Below are 18,596 nucleotides of genomic sequence, written 5' to 3'. Positions count from 1 at the left end.
AGCGTGGCGTGAGCGGGTACCACCGAGGGGATCGTGAGGTGCGTCACAGGGTGCTACCTTGGCAGAACCGAGCCTCAAACGGCCGAGCTCCAAAGGGGGAGTGATGGTTCGTAGCGATCTGCAGGAGCGCCGTGTCAGCGCGGCGCGGGCGTGGACCGCCTTCGTGGAGAGCGGCGATGCCGCCGAGGACTTCGTCAGGCCGGAGATCCTGACCAGCTGGACGCGCTCGGCGACGGCCGTCAGACCCGACGTGCGCGAGGCGCCGCTGGCGGACGAGGACGAGACGCGCGAGATGTGGCGCGGGTCGCCCCTCCAGGTGGCGGTCGAGCGGGTCGAGGAGGAGCTGCGGTGCACCGCCGACGACGGCGACCTCGTCATCGCGGTGACCGACCCCGACACCCGGGTGCTGTGGACGTACGGCGGGAGGGTGATGCGGCGGAAGGCGGAGTCGGTCAACTTCGTGCCGGGCGGCCGCTGGGACGACGAGAGCGCCGGCACGAACGCGCTCGACCTCGCCAACCGGAACAACGCCCCGACGATGGTCTTCGGACCCGAGCACTATGCGGAGGTCGTGCACAACTGGGTCTGCTGGGCCGCGCCGCTCCACGACCCGGTCACCGGCAAGCACCTCGGTGTGCTCGACCTCTCCACGACCTGGGACCGCACCCACCCGATCGGGCTGGCCACCGCCCGCGTGATGGCGCGGCTCATCGAGGGCGCGCTGCCGAAGATGCCGACCCAGCGGGGCACCGACGAGGCGATCGAGCAGCCGGGTCTGGTGCTGACGCTCCTCGGCACCGCCGAGACCTGGCTCGACGGGCAGCGGCTGCTGCTCAACCGTCGCCAGACCGAGATCCTCGCCCTGCTCGCGCTCCACCCCGAGGGCCTCTCGCTGGAGCGGCTGCACGCGATGGTCTACGGCGACCAGGCGGTCACCTTCTCGACGCTCAAGGCCGAGGTCTCCCACCTGCGCCATGCCCTCGGCGGCCAGGTCGCCTCCCGTCCTTACCGCCTGCTGATGCCGGTCGTGACCGACGTCGAGCAGGTCCTCGCGCTGGTCCGGCACGGCCGGGTGGCCGCTGCTGTCGAGGCGTACGGCGGTGATCTTCTGCCCGGCACCAACAGCCCGGCGCTGGCCGAGATGGCCGAGTACGTCGCGGTCGCGCTGCGCGAAGCGCTGATCGCCGACCCGCAGCCCGATGCGGTGCTGAGCTACAGCGAGCTGGCTCCGTACGACACCGAGGTCGTCGACGTCTGTCTGCGCCGCCTGGGCGGCAGCGCGCACCCCGCGTTGCCCCTGCTCAGGGCGCGCCTGGCTGCCAGCCGCTGACCAAGAAGGGGTACGGCACCCGAGCAGCCAACCGGGGCCCAACCCTGCGCGTCCTACTGTGATCTGGCCCACACAGTGACGTCTGGCAGGGAGACAACATGGCCCGGATCAGCATGCGCGTCGACGGTATGAAAGTCACCGACGACGTCGAACCGCGAACGCTGCTCGTGCAGTACCTTCGCGAAGGACTCGGCAAGACCGGCACGGTGATCGGTTGCGACACCAGCAACTGCGGCGCCTGCACGGTCCATCTCGACGGTGACTCGGTGAAGTCGTGCAACGTGCTCGCGGTGCAGGCCGACGGGTGCGAGGTGACCACGATCGAGGGCCTCGCCGACACGGTCGAGAGCGACCTCCACCCGGTCCAGGAGGCATTCCGCGAGTGCCACGGCCTGCAGTGCGGATTCTGCACGCCGGGCATGATCATGCAGTCCGTCGACCTGCTCAAGCGCAACCCTCAGCCCAGCGAGGAAGAGATCCGCGAGGGCATCGAGGGCAACCTGTGTCGCTGCACGGGCTACCACAACATCGTCCGCGCGGTGCAGTACGCCAGCGGCCACCTGGCCACGGCTGCCAGCCCCAAGGGCGCGACCGAGGAGGTGGACGCGCTGTGACCGCCGTAGAAGCTCGTCCGGAGCAGACCAACGAGATCGGCCGCGACCGTCGCCGCAAGGAGGACGCGCGCCTGATCACGGGACGGACCCGCTGGACCGACAACATCAACCTGCCCGGGATGCTGCACCTCGCGATGGTGCGCAGCCCCTTCGCCCACGCCCGGATCACCGGCATCGACACCAGCGCCGCGGAGGACTCCGAGGGCGTGGTGACCGTGCTGGCCGCCAAGGACTTCGACGAGAGCCTGGGCGTCTGCATCAACGCCTGGCCGATCACGCCCGACCAGAAGACGCCGGCCCACCCGCCGGTCGCCACCGACCGGGTCACCTTCGCCGGTGAGATCGTCGCGATCGTGGCTGCCCGGTCCGCGGCCGCCGCACGAGACGCCGCCGAGATGGTCGAGGTCGACTACGAGGAGCTCCCCGCGGTCGTCTCCCTCGAGGAGGCGGTCAAGGACGAGGTGCTCGCCCACCCCGACCTCGGCACCAACAAGTCCGCCCTGTGGGTCTTCGACAGCGCCCAGGCCGGCACCGGTGGCAACGTCGACGAGGCGATCGCCTCCGCGAAGAGCGACGGCATCGTCATCGAGCGGACCTACCGCCAGCAGCGCCTGATCCCGGCGTTCATGGAGCCCCGCAGCGTGGTGTGCGACCCGACCGGCGAGCAGATCACCGTCTGGAGCGCCACCCAGATCCCGCACATCCTGCGGTTCGCGTTCGCCGCGACCACAGGCGTGCCCGAGTCGAAGATCCGGGTGATCGCGCCCGACGTCGGCGGCGGCTTCGGCGGCAAGCTCCAGCAGACGCCGGAGGAGATGATCGTCTTCGCGATCGCCCGCCGGCTCGGCAAGCCGGTCAAGTACACCGAGACCCGCTCCGAGTCGCTGCTCTCCGCTCACCACGGTCGCGACCAGATTCAGAAGCTGACCCTCTCGGCCACCAAGGACGGCCAAGTCACCGGCCTCAAGGTCGAGCTCGACGCCAACCTGGGGGCGTACGTCGCCATCGTCGGCGGCGGTGTCCCGGTCCTCGGCGCGTTCATGTTCAACGCGATCTACAAGTTCCCGGCCTACCAGTTCAACTGCCAGACGGTGTTCACCAACACCACCTGGACCGACGCCTACCGCGGCGCGGGACGGCCGGAGGCGACGTACGCCATCGAGCGGCTGATGGACGAGCTGGCCGCCGAGGTCGGGGTCGACCCGCTCGAGATCCGGGAGAAGAACTGGATCAAGCACGAGGAGTTCCCGTTCACGACCATCGCCGGTCTGACGTACGACTCGGGGAACTACGAGGCGGCGACCGCCAAGGCGAAGGAGATGTTCGGCTATGACGAGCTCCGTGCCGAGCAGCAGCAGCGCCGCGCCAACAACGACCCGGTCCAGCTCGGCATCGGCATCTCGACGTTCACCGAGATGTGCGGCCTGGCTCCGTCCCGGGTCCTCGGCAGCCTCGACTACGGCGCCGGTGGTTGGGAGCACGCTCAGGTGCGACTGACGCCGACCGGCAAGGTCGAGGTCATCACCGGGGCCAGTGCGCACGGACAGGGCCACGAGACCGCGTTCAGCCAGATCGTGGCGGACCGTCTCGGCGTGGCTTTCGAGGACGTCGAGGTGCTCCACGGCGACACCCAGATCGCGGCCAAGGGCTACGACACCTACGGGTCCAGGTCGCTGGTCGTGGGTGGTGAGGCGCTGGTGCGGGCTGCCGACAAGGTGCTCGAGAAGGCCAAGCCGATCGCGGCCCACCTGCTCGAGGCGAGCGTCGACGACATGGAGTTCACCGGCGGAAAGTGGACGGTTCGCGGCACCGACCAGGGGATGTCGATCGGCGAGCTGTCCACGGCGGTCTTCGCCGCGCACAACCTGCCCGACGGCGTCGAGGCCAACCTCGACTCCGAGGCCACCTTCGACCCGGAGAACTTCAACTTCCCGCACGGAACCCACCTATGCGCGATGGAGGTCGACACCGAGACCGGCCAGGTGAAGATGCGGAAGTACGTCTGCTGCGACGACATCGGCAACATCATCAACCCGCTCATCGTCGCAGGTCAGGTGCACGGTGGCCTGGTCCAGGGCATCGCCCAGGCACTGTGGGAGGACGCGGTCTACGACGACGCCGGGACGCTCGTCTCGGGGAGCTTCGTGGACTACCTGCTGCCGACGGCGGCCGACACGATCAGCTTCGACATCGACCACACCACCTCGCCCGCGACCACCAACACGCTCGGCACCAAGGGCGTCGGCGAGGCCGGCACGATCGCCTCGACGCCGGCAGTGGTCAACGCGGTAGTCGACGCGCTGCGCCCGCTGGGCGTGCACGACGTCACCATGCCCTGCACGCCCGAACGGGTGTGGCGGGCGATCAACGAGGGTTCGGCCGGTGGCGAGACCACCGGTGCGGCCGCACCACACTTCGACCAGTCGACGGGCATGTCCGGGAACGTCGACCGCACGGAAGGAGACGTCCAGTGATTCCCGCATCGTTCGACTACGTCGCCCCGACCACGGTCGAGGAGGCACTGGCCGCCCTCGCGCAGTACGGCGACGAGGCCAAGATCATCGCCGGCGGGCAGAGCCTGCTGCCGGTGCTGAGGATGCGCCTCAACGCTCCGGAGTGGGTCATCGACCTCGGTCGCATCGACTCGCTCCGCGGCGTACGCGACGAGGGTGCGGCGATCTTCGTCGGCGCCATGACGCGCCACTGTGACGTCGCGACCGATCCTCTGGTCGCCGAGCACGCGGCGCTGGTAACGCGTGCCACGGCGACGGTCGCCGACGAGCAGGTACGCCACCGCGGCACGTTCGGTGGCGCGCTCGCCCACGCCGACCCGGCGGGCGACCTCGGAGCCCCGGCTCTTGCCCTGGACGCCGAGTTCGTCATCGCCGGGCCGGCCGGCGAGCGGGTCGTCCCGGGTGCGGAGTTCTTCCAGGGGCTCTTCGAGACGGCCGTCTCGGAGGACGAGCTGCTCATCGGCGTACGCATCCCGAAGCACACCGGATGGACGGCCCACTACGAGAAGTTCGTCCGGGTCGCCCACCAGTGGCCTATCTGCGCTGTCGGCGCGACCCTCAAGGTCAACGGCGGCGTGATCGAGGGCGCGGCGATCGGTCTCACCAACATGGGCTCGACCCCGTTGCGTGCCGCCGGCGTCGAGCAGGCGCTGGTCGGCCAGCAGGCCACCGAGGAGGTCGTACGCAACGCCGCGGCCCTGGCCGCGGACGGCGCCGAGCCGCCCTCCGACCTCAACGGCGACGCCGACTACCGGCGTCATCTGGTCACGGTGCTGACCCGGCGCGCCATCACGAAGGCGCTCGGGGGCTGAGGCGTGGACCTGACGCACCAGTTCACGGTTCCGACCTCGGTCGAGGAGACCTGGAACAGCTTCCTGGACATCGGCTCGATGGCCGAATGCTTCCCGGGAGCCCAGGTCACCTCGGCCGAGGGCGACACCTTCACCGGCACGGTGAAGGTCAAGCTCGGTCCGATCGCCATGGTCTACGCCGGCTCCGGCACCTTCGTCGAGAAGGACGAGGCCGCCCGCCGCCTGGTCGTCGAGGCCAAGGGACGGGACAAGCGTGGCAACGGCACCGCCGGTGCCAACGCGACGCTGACGATGGCCCCGGAGGGCACCGGCACGAAGGTCGAGGTCGTCACCGATCTCGCCGTCACCGGCAAGCCCGCCCAGTTCGGGCGCGGGGTCATGCAGGACGTCTCCGACAAGCTGCTCGGCCAGTTCGTCGCGTGCCTGGAGTCGAAGTCCGCCCCACCGTCGGTCGAGCCCGCGAGCGAAGCGAGCGGTGTCGAGACCAACACGGCTCCATCGAGCGCGGGAGGGGACCGTGTTGGTCTCGACACGCCTCCGCCTAGCGGCTCCGGCGGCTCGACCAGCACGGGGCCGAAGCACGCCCAGCAGCCCGAGGCGCTCGACCTCGGCGCCACGGTCGTACCGGTGCTGATCAAGAACTACGGGAAGAAGATCGCCGTCGGGGTGGCCGTCATCGCGGCGGTGGTGATCGTCTACAGGCTCCTGCGAGGTTGAACCCGTCGCGCAAACCGGATACCACCCGCGCAACGTGGATAGCGAGGGCCGTTCGACCTCTCTAGCGTTTCCATGACGCAGATCCCGCTGCGAGAGGAAACAGAAAAGTGAAGATCGCGGTCATCGGTGCCGGGTTCGCAGGCGTTGCCTCGGCCAAGGTGCTCACCGAGCTCGGTCATGACGTCACCGTCTACGAGAAGGCCCCGGATGTCGGCGGCGTCTGGAGCCGGACCCGTCGTTACCCGGGCCTGACGACGCAGAACAACAAGGACTCCTACACGCTCTCGGACCTGAGGATGCCCAAGGTGTTCCCGGAGTGGCTCAGTGGCGAGCAGGTGCAGAGCTACCTCGAGATGTACGTCGAGAAGTTCGAGCTCGCCCCGATGATCAAGCTCTCCACCGAGGTGCGGAGTGCCCAGCCGGCTGGAGGGGGCGGCTGGGACATCGCCGTGGCAGGTGAGGACGGCGAGACGACCGAGCACCACGATCACCTGATCGTGGCCAGCGGCGTCTTCTCGGAGCCGTTCGCCCCTGCGTACGACGGGGTCGACGAGCTCGAGGCCGCCGGCGGCCGGATCCTCGCCGCGAGCGAGCTGCACGACCTGGAGACCGTCAAGGGCAAGGACGTCGTGGTCGTCGGCTACGGGAAGTCGGCCTGCGACGTGGCCGTCGAGATCGCCAAGGAGGCGGCCTCGACCACCGTGGTCGCACGGCAGCTGCTGTGGAAGATGCCCCGCAAGATCAAGGGCGTCCTCAACTACAAGATGCTGCTGCTCACCCGCCTGGGGGAGGGGCTGTTCCCCTACCAGAGCATCCGCGGGGCCGAGAAGGCCCTGCACGCGGGCGGATCGAAGATGGCCGGCTCGATGGTCGGCAGCGTCGAGTCGGTCACGAGCAGCCAGCTCAAGCTGAAGAAGCTCGGGCTGCTGCCCAAGGGCCAGTTCACCGACATCGCCCGCTCGACGGTCTCGCTGGCCACCGAGGGCTTCTTCGAGGGCGTCGAGGCCGGTGACATCGCCGTCGAGCGCGACACCGAGATCGCCGCGTTCGTGACGAAGGACGGCAAGCCGTACGCCGAGCTCGCCAACGGCCGGGCGGTGCCCGCCGATGTCGTGGTCACGGCGACCGGCTTCAAGCAGGAGCTCCCGTTCTTCTCCGAGGAGATCCAGGACCAGCTCACCGACGACAACGGCGACTACCAGCTCTACCGCCAGATCCTGCCGCTGAGCGTGAAGGACCTGACCTTCGCCGGCTACAACTCCTCGTTCTTCTCGCCGCTCTCGGCCGAGATGAGCGCCGTCTGGATCGGCTCGCACCTCGGTGGCGGCCACGAGGTCCCGCCGGTGGAGGAGATGGAGGCCCACGTCACCGCGCGACTGGCCTGGATGCGGGAGCGCACCGACGGCCACCACGCCCGCGGCACCAACATCATCCCATTCTCGATGCACAACATCGATGAGGTTCTCGGAGACGTCGGCATCGACGTCAGCAAGCGGGTCAAAGCAGTGCAGTGGCTGCTGCCGATCGACCCGAAGGCGTACGCCTCCATCACTCCCAGACTCGTGGAGAAGCTGGCAGCGAGGAGCTAGTACGGCGAGATGCCGGTACTCCTGGGTGGGACCGGCATCTCGTTCGGGCCGGGTCAGGACCTGGGCTGGGACCTTAGACAGTGATTGCGCCGTGTTCGCGTTGACACGGTGCGGGCTCCGCTACGCTCTTCGGTCAATCGAGCCACGCGCCAGGAGCCTCCATTGCCCCGTCCCCTGCTGGGCCGCCACACCGTTGTCGCCACCACTGACGTGGACCAGGCCAGAGAAGCCGTAGCCGAACGATTCTGTGCCCATTACCTGGCGCTGACCAAGGCCGGTTCCCACCTCGACATGGTGCACAACGCCGCGCCGCTGGGCGAGGACGTGATGCTCAACTACATGCGCTACGGCGACGAGGTGCGGATCACTCCGGGCACCTTCGACGACTTCTACCTGATCCAGCTCCCGCTGGCAGGCAGCGCCAAGGTCAAGGTGGGGGAGCACGTCGTCCTCGCCGACCGCACCCGCGCTTCGATCGGCTCGCCGACCGAGCCGGTCGACATGCTCTGGTCCGACGGCTGCGAGAAGCTGCAGGTCTACATCCGGCGCAGCGCCGTCGAGGAGGCGGCCGCAGGCATCGGCGGCTCGGGGCCGGTGGTCTTCGACCCCACGCTCGACCTCGGCCGGCCCGAGGTGCGCGACTGGCTGAAGATGGTGCGGATGGCCTACGACAACGTCGAGGCCGGTGGCTCGCTGATGAGCTCTCCGCTGGTGGCAGCGCCCTACGAGCAGGCCCTCATCGGAGGACTGCTGACGATCCAGGCCAACACGTCCCTCGAGATCGTCTCCGAGACCGGATCCCCCACCATCTCCCGTGCCGTACGCATGGCCGTGGACCTCCTCGAGGCCCACCCCGAGCGCCCCTGGAAGGTCGCCGAGCTCGCCCAGAAAGTCGGCGTCTCCACCCGCACGCTGCAGGAGGCGTTCCAGCGCGACCTCGACACCACCCCGCTGGAGTACTGGCGGCGTACGCGGCTCGACCGCGCCCACTCCGACCTGCTCGCCGCCGACGCGACCGCCACCTCGGTCACCGAGGTCGCCGCCCAGTGGGGCTTCTTCCACCTCGGCCGGTTCTCCCAGGCGTACCGGGCACAGTTCCAGGAACTCCCGTCTCAGACCCTCATGCGATGACTACGCGCCCCCTCTGAATCGATACCACCATGACGGGCTGGCGATTCACGGCCTCGATCCGCGGAGGTTGCGCGCGCTCAGCACTTGAAGGCGAATACCAGAAGGCCATGGCGACGTGTGGGCCGCGCATCGATCCGCTCCTGAAACTGTCCGCTATATCGGGTACGCCTGCCGCATGACCGTGCAACTGCTGGAAGGCCCAAGCCGCTGCGCGATGGCGCAGACGAGCTCGCCGCAGCAGTCGGCCTGGTCGACTAACGCGCGAATCTCTTCGCGCCATCGAAGAGGCGTTCCTCTCGGCCATCCGGACGATCGGCTCGCCGACCAGACCCGCCATCGCAGCCTCAACGTCCTCCTCGACCGCCACATCCGGCCCCTCAAAACCCTGGCTGCCACTTCCAGCAGCGACCTCGGACTCTGAGCGAACAGCGCCGATGGCCGCCGCGGTCGAGAGGGGACGTCTGGTCCGGAGAGCGGCACATTGGGTGACCTTGAGTAAAGACTTCCGAATTGCCGTGGCGGCCGATGCGGATGCCCGTATAGGTTCCTGGCTCGCTGCTCGGGCACGACTTTGATTCGTTCTGTACGCGTGTGTAGCCGTTTTCGCGTACAGATCTCCCCCACTGCTTCTCTCCAGGAGTTCTCGTGCCTTCTGTGTCTCGAGCGATCGTTCGCGCTGTTTTGACGTCCGTGATCGGACTGTTGAGCGTGGTGCTGATGCTGACAGGGCTGGCGTTGCCGGCGACCGCTGCGCCTCCGGCTATGGCCGGCGCCGCTGCTCCGCGGGTCGCACAACTGAAGGCGCCAAGTCCGGCGGTGGCGGCGAAGCCGTCGGCGCGGTTGAAGTCGGCTGCAGCCACGGTGGGGGAGAAGCGTCGTAAGGATGCGGGTTCGGTCAAGCCGTATCGGGTGCGGGAGTTGGCGGGCCAGCGGCGCGAGCGGTCGACGACGCATCTGATGTCGGATGGGACGCGTCAGGTCACGTTGAGCACGGCGCCGTTGCACTGGCGTAAGTCGTCTTCGGATGAGTGGCAGCCGATCGAGACCGAGGTCGACCCGGGCGCTGGCGCGACGGCGTTCGCGAACGAGTCGAACGTGTTCGAGACCCGCTTCGGCAAGTCGCGCCACGATCTGGCCTCGGCCACGGGCGATGGCTGGTCGGTCTCGCTGGGCGCGGTCGGCCAGGATGGGAAGCTGACGCCCGAGGCGAAGGGTTCCCAGGTCGATGTCGACGATGTTTTCGGCTCGGCCGACCTGCGTTACACGGTGGCGGCGGGTGAGTTGAAGGAGGAGATCCTTCTTCCCGATGCCGCGGCCGCCCCGGCTGGGGGTTTCGCCTTCGCGTTGGACATCAAGGGTCTGGTTGCCCGAGAGATCGAGGGTGGTGCGATCGGTCTCTACAAGAGCAAAGAAGCCAAGCGGCCGCGGCTGGTGCTGCCGGCGCCGTTCATGACGGATGCGGCCGGGGTGCGTTCGGATGCAGTGACCCAGAAGTTGGGTGAGACCGAGGACGGCACGACGACGGTGACGGTCACACCTGAGGCGGACTGGCTAGGCCAGAAGTCGCGGGAGTGGCCGGTCAGCATCGACCCCACGCTGGTGTATGCCGGACGCCACGGATGGTCAGGACACCTCGATCGCTCAGGGTGCGCCCACGACGAGCTATCCGGGGGCCTCGACGATCACGGTCGGAAAGGGCACCTCGGGTCTATTCCGTGGGTTGTTCAAGTTCGACACCTCGGCGATCCCTACCGATGCGCAGGTCTATGCCGCGCAACTGCGGTTGCACTTCTCGTCGGTGCACAACACCGAGACCGACCCGATCGAGATGCGTGCCTATCAGGTCACGAAGGCGTGGACTGAGGACACCGCGACCTGGGACGGGATGAACACCTCGTTCACGAACATCAACTACTTCAACCAGTTCCTGGTCGATGACTCCGACAGCGGCGCGACCTCGTTCAGCGGTCCGTGGAAGGACGCCGCAGACACTGGGGCGATCTACGGTTCGTACTCCTCGCTGGGCTCGGGGACCACGGCCGACACGTTCGACTGGAACGCGAAGCTGCCGTGGGCAGGGCTCTACGAGACCGACATGCGCTACCTGCCGGGCGCCTCGCGAGGGACGCCGACCTACACCGCGACCGGTGATCAGGGCACGAGCCTCTCGGTCGGGATCGACCAGACCGCGACGGCGGGGCCGTGGATGCGGGTCTCGACCCAGCAGCACTTCGCCCCGGGCGCGACGGCCCGGATCCGGATGACCCGCCAGAGCGGTTCGACCGCGACTGCGCCGATGGCGGATGCGGTGCGGTGGATGGAGTACGCCCGCGCGTTCAAGGGCGCGACGCAGCGCGATGGCTGGCACACCTACGGTGTGGGGTCGATGGTGCAGAATTGGGTGGAAAACCCGGCATCGAACTTCGGGCTGACGGTCAAGGCCTACAACGAGTCCACCACCCCGCTGGGTGGCCCGTACTACCACTCCAGCGATGCCCCATACGCCACGGAGGCCGAGGGCGACACGCGTCCGCAGCTGGTCGTGGTCCTTGGGCAGCCCGGCCCGGTGCAGAGCGTCCCGTCCACAGTGCACGCCGATGGCCCGGAACTGTCGTGGTCCTCGGCCTCGGACCCGTCCTTCGCGCAGGACGATGATGTCGCGGAGTATCAGATCTTCCGTGGCTGCGTGTCGCTGCCGCAGGCCGCGTGCGCGACTCCGGTGGGTGAGGACTTCACCACCGAGTACGCCCGCAACGGAGCGTTGAAGCTGGTCGGCACGGTCCCGGCGGACACGCTGCAGTTCCGTGACGACACCGCGGTTGCCTCGACCGGGACCGAGAAGGCGTCCTACCGCTACTGGGTGGTTGCCCGCACCGTGGCCGATACCCAAGCTCCGTCCTCGGGTGGTAGTGCTGAGGAGGGCCGCGACGGCACGGCGGTGGGGGCGCCTGTGACGGTCCAGACCCCACAGGAGGGCCGGATCGCACGGATCTTCACCGCCAGCCCAACGGTGGATGTCGCAGACACAACCCTGTCGGCCGCGAAGCCGACCACGAACCTGCCCAACCCCGATGAGGTCACCGCGGGGGACCGGACCTGGGTGCAGGCCGGCAACAACCACGCCACCTACGGTGATGAGCGGGCGGTGTTCGGGTTCGACACCTCCCCGGTCAACCGGCGAGTCAAGGTGACCTCAGCCTCCTTCGAGCTATGGAAGTCCTCGGGGACCGGTGCCACCTCGACCTACGACCTGCACGAGCTGACCAGCGGGTTCGTCGAGAACCAGGCAACCTGGCAACGGGCCTCGACGGCGCAGGACTGGACCGATGGTGGCGCCTACAAGGCCACCGCGGTCGCCTCGGCGAGCATCGGCAACGGCCCAGACAGGGTGACCTTCGACAGCACCGGGTTGAAGTCTACGGTGCAGGGCTGGGTCGACGGGACCGCGGGCGCCCCGAACGGGCTGCTGCTGAAGATCCGCGACGAGGCAGCCTCGACCCATCGAGTCTGGTTCTTGAACAGCGAGGCACTCGATCCGAACCTGCGGCCCCGGCTGCGGGTCGAGCACCTGGTCAAGAACGACGACCAGGTCTTCGAAGCGCCCACCATGCCGCAACGCTTCGTGCCGGGCACGATCACCCGCGTTCCGGTGACGGTCACCAACACCACCGACACCGCCTGGCCATCGACCCTGGAACTCACCTACCGGTGGACCGAGCCCGATTCGCCCCAGGACATCACCGTCGAGGGTGACCGGCTCAAGGTCGCGGTCGGGCGGGTGTTGGAACCGGGAGAGTCGGTCGACCTGACCCTGCCCGTACGTACCCCGATCAACTCCGACACCGGGTCGAAGCGACTTGCCTATGACTTCTACCTGGACCTGCGCAACACAACCGACGGCACCTGGTGGTCCGCAGCGCATGCCTACAAGCCAGGTGGTGGCCAGAATTCCACGCCGGGTTGTGCAATGGTTGCGACCGGGTTGCTGTGCCAGGACCGCTATGTCGAGTCCGCGACCTCCAACGCGCTCGGGTTGGAGAAGTTCGGTACCTACACCGGTGAAGAGACCGGTGCCGGCTCGCAGGTCTTGACGAACCTGTCTTCGGGCAACGAGTCGTGGTCCTATGAAGCGATCTCGAACCCGTCGGTCGGCCCGTCCGCCTTCGTGCGTGCCACCTACAACTCCAAGGATGCGACAGACGCGGGCGCAGGCTGGGGTATCTCGATCCAGCCCGGCACCCTGACCCGTCTCGGGTCGAGGCTCTCGGTCCCCACAGGTGGATCGACCAACAACCTGATGACCTTCGTCGATGGTGACGGCACCGGCCACACCTACAAGATCCACGACGACACGACGACTCCCAACATTCTCGAGTACGACCGTCCCGCGGGGGTGGCGTTGGAGTTGCATCGCGATGCGACGGCGCCGGTGCGGGAGCAGTGGGTGTTCACACGTCCGGACGGAACCCGGTTCTTCTTCGCGCAGCAGGATGCGCCTGAAGAGAAGGACCCCGCCACGGGCCAGGTGGTTGCGACCGCGGTGGATGCCGGGCTGCAGACTGCGGTCGTCGACACATATGGCAACCGGCTCTCCTTCGGCTATTCGAGCACCGGTGACCGCCTGGAGACGGTGAAGGACTCCCAGGGTCGTACGGTGCTGTCCCTCAACTGGGATGCTGCTGGTCTGACCTCGATCACCGACATCGCCGGCCAGAAGCTGTCCTTCGGCTACAACGCGGCCCACATGCTGACCAGCCTGAGCGACACCGCGGTCCCGGTCGAGGGGGTGTCCACAGCGCCGGTGAAGCGGTTCGGGTTCACCTACACCAACGACTCGGCCAACTCGAACACGTTGATGACCTCGATCACCGACCCGAGGGACAACGTCTCCCGGATCGCGTACTTCACCTCGACGGAGAACTCTGCCTACGCCAACTGGCCCAAGACGTTCACCGACCGCCGAAACAAGACCACCGACTTCACCTACTCCGACCCCGACGGCTCCGAGGGAGTGGACAACCGCGCGGTGGTCACCGACAACAACACGACCGCCTCCCCGGGCGGCGGCACCCCAGGTAGCCCGGGGGACACCGTCACGACCTACCGGGTCGACGGGTACGGCCGGACCACCTCGGTGACCGACTCGCTGCAGCAGACCACCAAGCTCGGCTGGGACAAGGACCACAATGTGATCCGGCTCGAGGAAGCCAACGGCGCGGTCTCGACATGGGACTACGACAACCGCACCGGCTATCCCCTGACCATCCGTGATGCCCAGGCCGTGAAGACCGGGGGAGCCGGGGTCAAGCTGACCTATGAGCGACTCCCGAACGCACCGGGCGCCCCGACAGCGTTGAAGACCAAGACCAGCGCCGCCGGCCGGAAATGGACCTTCACAAACGACCCAGCCACCGGTGGGTTGAAGAGTGTGGCGGACCCGCTCGGAAACACGACCAGCTACACCTACAAGCCCGAGGGTCTGCTGGCCACGGCGACCGATGCGAACGGCGCGGTCACCACCTACAACACCTACGACGTCTCCGGGATGCCGACCAAGGTCACCTCGCAGATCACGGCCACGACCGACAGGTCCTCGTCGATGACCTACGACCCCCGCGGCAATACGCTGACCGTCACCGACCCACTCAACAACGTCTCAACGGTCGAGTACGACGGGTTCGGCCGCCCGACCAAGGTCACCACCCCCGGCGATGACTCCGCTCCAGGCTCGCCGAAGGCCACCCGTACGACGGTGTCGGCCTACGACCTCAACGACAACCTGACCTCCTCGACCGCCGCCAACGGCGCGGTCACCACCAGCACCTACAACGCGGCTGATCTGCCGACTCGGCAGGCCCTGCCGGACAACAACACCACCGGCAGGGCCATCACCACCTCCTACGACGACCTGGGTCAGCTGATCGAGCAGACTGCCCCCGAAGGCGTGGCCACCACCAGCAACGCCAACGACTTCGTCACCCGGTACGTCTACAACAAGGTCGGTCAGCAGATCCGCGTCGATGTTCCGTTCGTCGACACCGACGGGACCAGCAAGACCGCCACCACGACGTCGAGCTACGACACAGTGGGGAACCTGGTCATGACCGTCGACCCGGTCAAGAACGCCACCACCGCGGACTCCGACTACACCGCCAAGGTCGGCTACGACCTCAACCACCGCCCCATCACCTCAACGGACGCGAAGGGGTACGTCACCAAGACCGAGTACGACGCCGACGGTCTTGTGACTGCGACCGTAGACCCGCGCGGCGTCCGGGTCCGCAAGGTCTACGACACCGCCGGCCGCCCGATCGAGACCCACGTCCCACACACTGCCTGGGGAGCCACGTCCGCGAGGGACCAGGTCACCAAGACCGCCTACGACAAGGTCGGCCAGGTCATCAAGACCACCAGCCCCACCGGTCGCGCCTCGGAGACGATCTACAACCTGGCCGGCGAGGTGACCCAGACCAAGGCGCCGTTCAAGAGCGGTGATGCGGCTTACCCGAACCCGACCTCGACGTTCTTCGAGTACGACGCCGCTGGCCGTTTGAAGCGTCAGTCGCAACCCACGTTCGACGCCACTGCCCCGGCCGCCGCGGATCAGTGGACCAACTTCACCTACTTCCCCTCGGGCGAGATCAAGACCACCACCGACCCGCACGGCCTGGCTACCTCTTACCTCTATAACCAGCTCGGCCAGCAGACACAACGCAAGTTCAACAACCCCAACGCTGACGCGGCATCGACCCGCACCACTTCGATGTCGTATTACCCCGACGGGTCGGTGGCATCCAACGATGACCAGGCACCCCGTGAGCTGATCAAGTACTACAGCAACGCCAACAGTTCCATGTTCACCGCCGCACCCAGCGCTGCTTGGACCACGGTGAGCAACACGGGTCAGGACTCCAACATCGACGGCTCCAACTACGTCTGGCATGCCGCTGCAGCCGCCGGATCCACCGGTGCGTCAGATACGGCGACATGGAAGGTGACCCCGGACAACAACGACACCTATGAGGTCAGGGCCTCCTGCCCGGTCCGCGCCGACACCACCACCGCCGCGGTTTACACCATCAACACCGCAGATGGTGCCAAGACCGCCACCGTCAACCAGAAGACTTGCACCAGCGCCCAGAAGTGGATGTCCCTCGGGACCTACCGGTTCGATGCCGGCATCACCAAGACCGTCGTCCTCAAGCCGTCTGCGGACGGTGTCGTGGTTGCCGATGGGGTGTCCCTGGTCCCGTCGGCTGCTGGCCCGAGCAAGGCGTATGCGTACACCTATGACCGCAACGGTCTGACCACCGAGGTCAAGGACAACACCCCTGGTGCGAAGTCCGACACCTACCGGACCAGTTACGACGGCCTCGGTCGGGCCAAGTCCTCCACCGAGCTTGCTGGCACGACGACCAGGCGCACCACTTCCTACACGTACGATCTGAACTCGAACCTGACCAGCACCTATGCCGACCGCAAGTTCGATGCTGACACGGGTTCTGGGAACCTGGCTGCGACTCGTTACACCGGATATACCTACGACGTACGCAACATGGTCGCCACCGTCGCCACTGGCCCCCAGTCGACCTCTGCAAACAGTCGCTACTCCTACGAGTACGACTCTCGCGGGCTCCCGGTCTCGCTGACCAAGCCCAACGGGAACCGGGTCGGCTACAGCTTCTACGAGGACCGGTTGCTGCGGACCTCCGATGAGCGCACCAGCGCGGACCGCGGCAAGCAGGTCGTCGCGGCCCACACCCTGGATTACAACGAGGATGGTCAAAAGTCCTTCGATGTGGCCAAGCTCGATCAGGCTGGCTCTACCGGGACCCTGGATCAGCGCTCGACGTTCGCCTACACCCCCGCCGGGCGGCTCGCCTCGGTCGACAAGACCGGCGCGGATGCAGGAGACGATGAGACCTACGTCTATGACGCGGCCGGGAACACGACCAAGCAGACCATCGGGGCGATCACCACGACCTCGACCTTCGACCGTGACCGCCTCTCGAGCAGCGTGGTCACCGGCGCCGGTACCACTTACAGTCGCTATGACCCCTACGGGCGTTTGATCAGTCGGGACAACGCCGGCCAGACGATCGAGCGTTACGCCTACGACGGGTTCGACCGAACTATCCGGGAGCAGCGCTATGACTCCGCGGGTGTCTTGCAGCTGACCAAGAACCAGTCCTTCGACCCCTTCGATCGTACGACCTCGCAGTCCACTGCGATCACCGGGAAGCCGACCAAGTCGGTGCGGTTCACCTACCTCGGCACCAGCGACCAGGTCGCGGTCGAGGAGGAGAAGAACACCGGTGGGGCGTGGGAGGTGTCCAAGAACTACGCCTATGGTCCCGACGGGTCGAAGCTGCAGCTGACCGATACCCCGGTCAACGGGACCACGACCAAGACCCAGTACTACGGCACCAACCCGCACGGCGACATCGAGACGATGACCAGCACGGACGGGACCACTGCCTCGACCTACCGGTACACGGCCTATGGTCAGCCGGACAAGAAGGGCACCACCGGCGAGGACGCCTACTCCACCGCCGCCAGCGAGACCGACAAGATGGCGGCTGATCTCGACAACGTGAACCCCTACCGTTTCTCCGGGAAGCGGATCCATGGCGGCACCGGGACATATGACATCGGGTTCCGTGACTACGACCCCGGCATCAACCGGTTCCTGACTCGCGACTTCTACCAAGGCGCCCTCAAAGACCTCGCCCTCGGCACCGACCCATGGAGCACCAACCGGTACGCCTACGCAGGTGGCAACCCTGTCGGGATGGTTGACCTGGATGGCCACCGAGCAGTCGGCATCGATGGTGAGGAGTGCTCGAGGTGTGACTCCAGGGTGACCCAAAAGCCAGAAGGAGTTGCCGACGATGAAGGCGACTTCGATGGGTACCCCGAGACCGAAAGCGCCGACCCATACGCCGATCTCCCCGTCATGTGTGACCACACGGGACAGCGCTGCGGTTACGTCGCCGGTTTCGGGAACGAGATCCCAGGGCCTACCTATGAGGAGTCACGAGAGAACGTCGCCGTTGCATACCTCGCCGCCGTTGCCATAGCCGCCTGCGCATTGGCACGGCAGGCATGCGCGGCCGGGGCAGCAGAGTCCGTCCCAGGCGCTGAAGGCATCGCAGCCACGGGTGGAGCAGCGGGTGGCGCAGGCTTCTTCGCGTGGCTCCTCGGTCGGGGAGAACGAGGTGCCGCGAAGGGCGGGTCGCTGTCGGTAACAGCGGCGAATGCGTCGGCAAGCGAACTCCGGGCGGCGGAGCATATGTCCTCGCTTGGGCGAAACGTGGAACTGAGAGACCCTGTGGGCGCCCGTGGGACGGCGACGAGCGACCTACTTGTAGACGGGTTGCAGTACGACGTATACACGCCGACGTCATCGAATCCAAATAGCATCATCCGTGCGATTGCGAAGAAGGGCTCGCAGGTTCAAGGTGGTGGCGTGGTCCTTGATCTGAGCCAGACGAGCGTCACTCGTGCCGACCTAGGAGACATCATGGCGAGGGTAGCCAACAGTACGAGCCGCGTTTCCGATGTGGTGGTGCTCCCCTGATGGCCAAGTTTCAGTGTGTTTGTGGCTACACGATCCGCACCAGCGGCGACATTCCGCATCCGTATCAGTGGAACTTGCTTGCAGACCAAACATTCGACGAACTCCCGGAAGTTGTGGATCTTGACAAGCTGTACATGGACGCAACGGTGATGTTCAAGTGTCCGAGCAGCGGGCACCTGTGGATCTATTGGGACGGTGTCGAGGCTTCGCCAACTCTGTACTCCCCAGCGGAGGGTCCTTGGTTGCCAGGCTGAGCCAACCGGCAGAGCCGCGGCGGCAGCGACGCAATGAGCGCGGAACTGCGTACGTT

The 18,596-nt window shown here is 66.9% G+C and carries 10 protein-coding genes; all 10 read left to right on the top strand.

Going from position 1 to position 18,596, the window contains the following annotated elements; genetic code table 11:
- Positions 1-103: 103 nt before the first annotated feature.
- The 10 genes from ABTW65_RS13570 to ABTW65_RS13525 all read left to right on the top strand — a co-directional run bounded on the left by ABTW65_RS13570 (position 104) and on the right by ABTW65_RS13525 (position 18,540).
- Positions 104-1,330 carry a transcriptional regulator gene (locus ABTW65_RS13570; RefSeq protein ID WP_350660798.1) on the top strand — a complete coding sequence of 409 codons (1,227 nt, stop codon included), beginning with the start codon at positions 104-106 and terminating at the stop codon, positions 1,328-1,330.
- 98 nt (positions 1,331-1,428) lie between these two features.
- Positions 1,429-1,944: a (2Fe-2S)-binding protein gene (locus ABTW65_RS13565; protein ID WP_350660796.1), complete on the top strand. Its 516-nt coding sequence runs from the start codon at positions 1,429-1,431 to the stop codon at positions 1,942-1,944.
- Complete coding sequence (locus ABTW65_RS13560; protein ID WP_350660794.1) at positions 1,941-4,418, top strand: xanthine dehydrogenase family protein molybdopterin-binding subunit; 2,478 nt, start codon at positions 1,941-1,943, stop codon at positions 4,416-4,418. Before ABTW65_RS13565 ends, ABTW65_RS13560 begins: the two co-directional genes overlap by 4 nt.
- The gene (locus ABTW65_RS13555; RefSeq protein WP_350660793.1) at positions 4,415-5,269 is read left to right on the top strand and encodes an FAD binding domain-containing protein; all 855 of its coding nucleotides are present in this window, start codon (positions 4,415-4,417) and stop codon (positions 5,267-5,269) included. Before ABTW65_RS13560 ends, ABTW65_RS13555 begins: the two co-directional genes overlap by 4 nt.
- A gap of 3 nt (positions 5,270-5,272) precedes the next feature.
- Entirely contained in the window at positions 5,273-5,986 is a 714-nt protein-coding gene (locus tag ABTW65_RS13550; RefSeq protein ID WP_350660791.1) for an SRPBCC family protein, read from the top strand.
- A gap of 107 nt (positions 5,987-6,093) precedes the next feature.
- Positions 6,094-7,575 carry a flavin-containing monooxygenase gene (locus tag ABTW65_RS13545; RefSeq protein ID WP_350660788.1) on the top strand — a complete coding sequence of 494 codons (1,482 nt, stop codon included), beginning with the start codon at positions 6,094-6,096 and terminating at the stop codon, positions 7,573-7,575.
- Positions 7,576-7,737: 162 nt separating this feature from the next.
- The gene (locus tag ABTW65_RS13540) at positions 7,738-8,706 is read left to right on the top strand and encodes an AraC family transcriptional regulator (protein ID WP_350660786.1); all 969 of its coding nucleotides are present in this window, start codon (positions 7,738-7,740) and stop codon (positions 8,704-8,706) included.
- Positions 8,707-8,881: 175 nt separating this feature from the next.
- Positions 8,882-9,127: a hypothetical protein gene (locus ABTW65_RS13535; RefSeq protein WP_350660784.1), complete on the top strand. Its 246-nt coding sequence runs from the start codon at positions 8,882-8,884 to the stop codon at positions 9,125-9,127.
- 1,182 nt (positions 9,128-10,309) lie between these two features.
- Entirely contained in the window at positions 10,310-18,286 is a 7,977-nt protein-coding gene (locus tag ABTW65_RS13530; RefSeq protein ID WP_350660782.1) for a DNRLRE domain-containing protein, read from the top strand.
- Positions 18,286-18,540: a DUF8617 domain-containing protein gene (locus tag ABTW65_RS13525; protein WP_350660780.1), complete on the top strand. Its 255-nt coding sequence runs from the start codon at positions 18,286-18,288 to the stop codon at positions 18,538-18,540. The genes ABTW65_RS13530 and ABTW65_RS13525 overlap by 1 nt, the downstream gene beginning before the upstream one ends.
- Positions 18,541-18,596: the final 56 nt, after the last annotated feature.

This window comes from Nocardioides sp. NPDC127503, assembly GCF_040302165.1.
Taxonomy (GTDB): domain Bacteria; phylum Actinomycetota; class Actinomycetes; order Propionibacteriales; family Nocardioidaceae; genus Nocardioides.
Note: the sequence above shows the minus strand (reverse complement) of the source record. Positions and strands in the feature narration are given on the sequence as shown.

Excerpts from the sequence above, each read along its gene's own strand:
- ABTW65_RS13570 (WP_350660798.1), top strand. The coding sequence starts at position 104 with ATGGTTCGTAGCGATCTGCAGGAGCGCCGTGTCAGCGCGGCGCGGGCG.
- ABTW65_RS13565 (WP_350660796.1), top strand. The coding sequence starts at position 1,429 with ATGGCCCGGATCAGCATGCGCGTCGACGGTATGAAAGTCACCGACGAC.
- ABTW65_RS13535 (WP_350660784.1), top strand. The coding sequence starts at position 8,882 with ATGACCGTGCAACTGCTGGAAGGCCCAAGCCGCTGCGCGATGGCGCAG.
- ABTW65_RS13530 (WP_350660782.1), top strand. The coding sequence starts at position 10,310 with ATGCCGGACGCCACGGATGGTCAGGACACCTCGATCGCTCAGGGTGCG.
- ABTW65_RS13525 (WP_350660780.1), top strand. The coding sequence starts at position 18,286 with ATGGCCAAGTTTCAGTGTGTTTGTGGCTACACGATCCGCACCAGCGGC.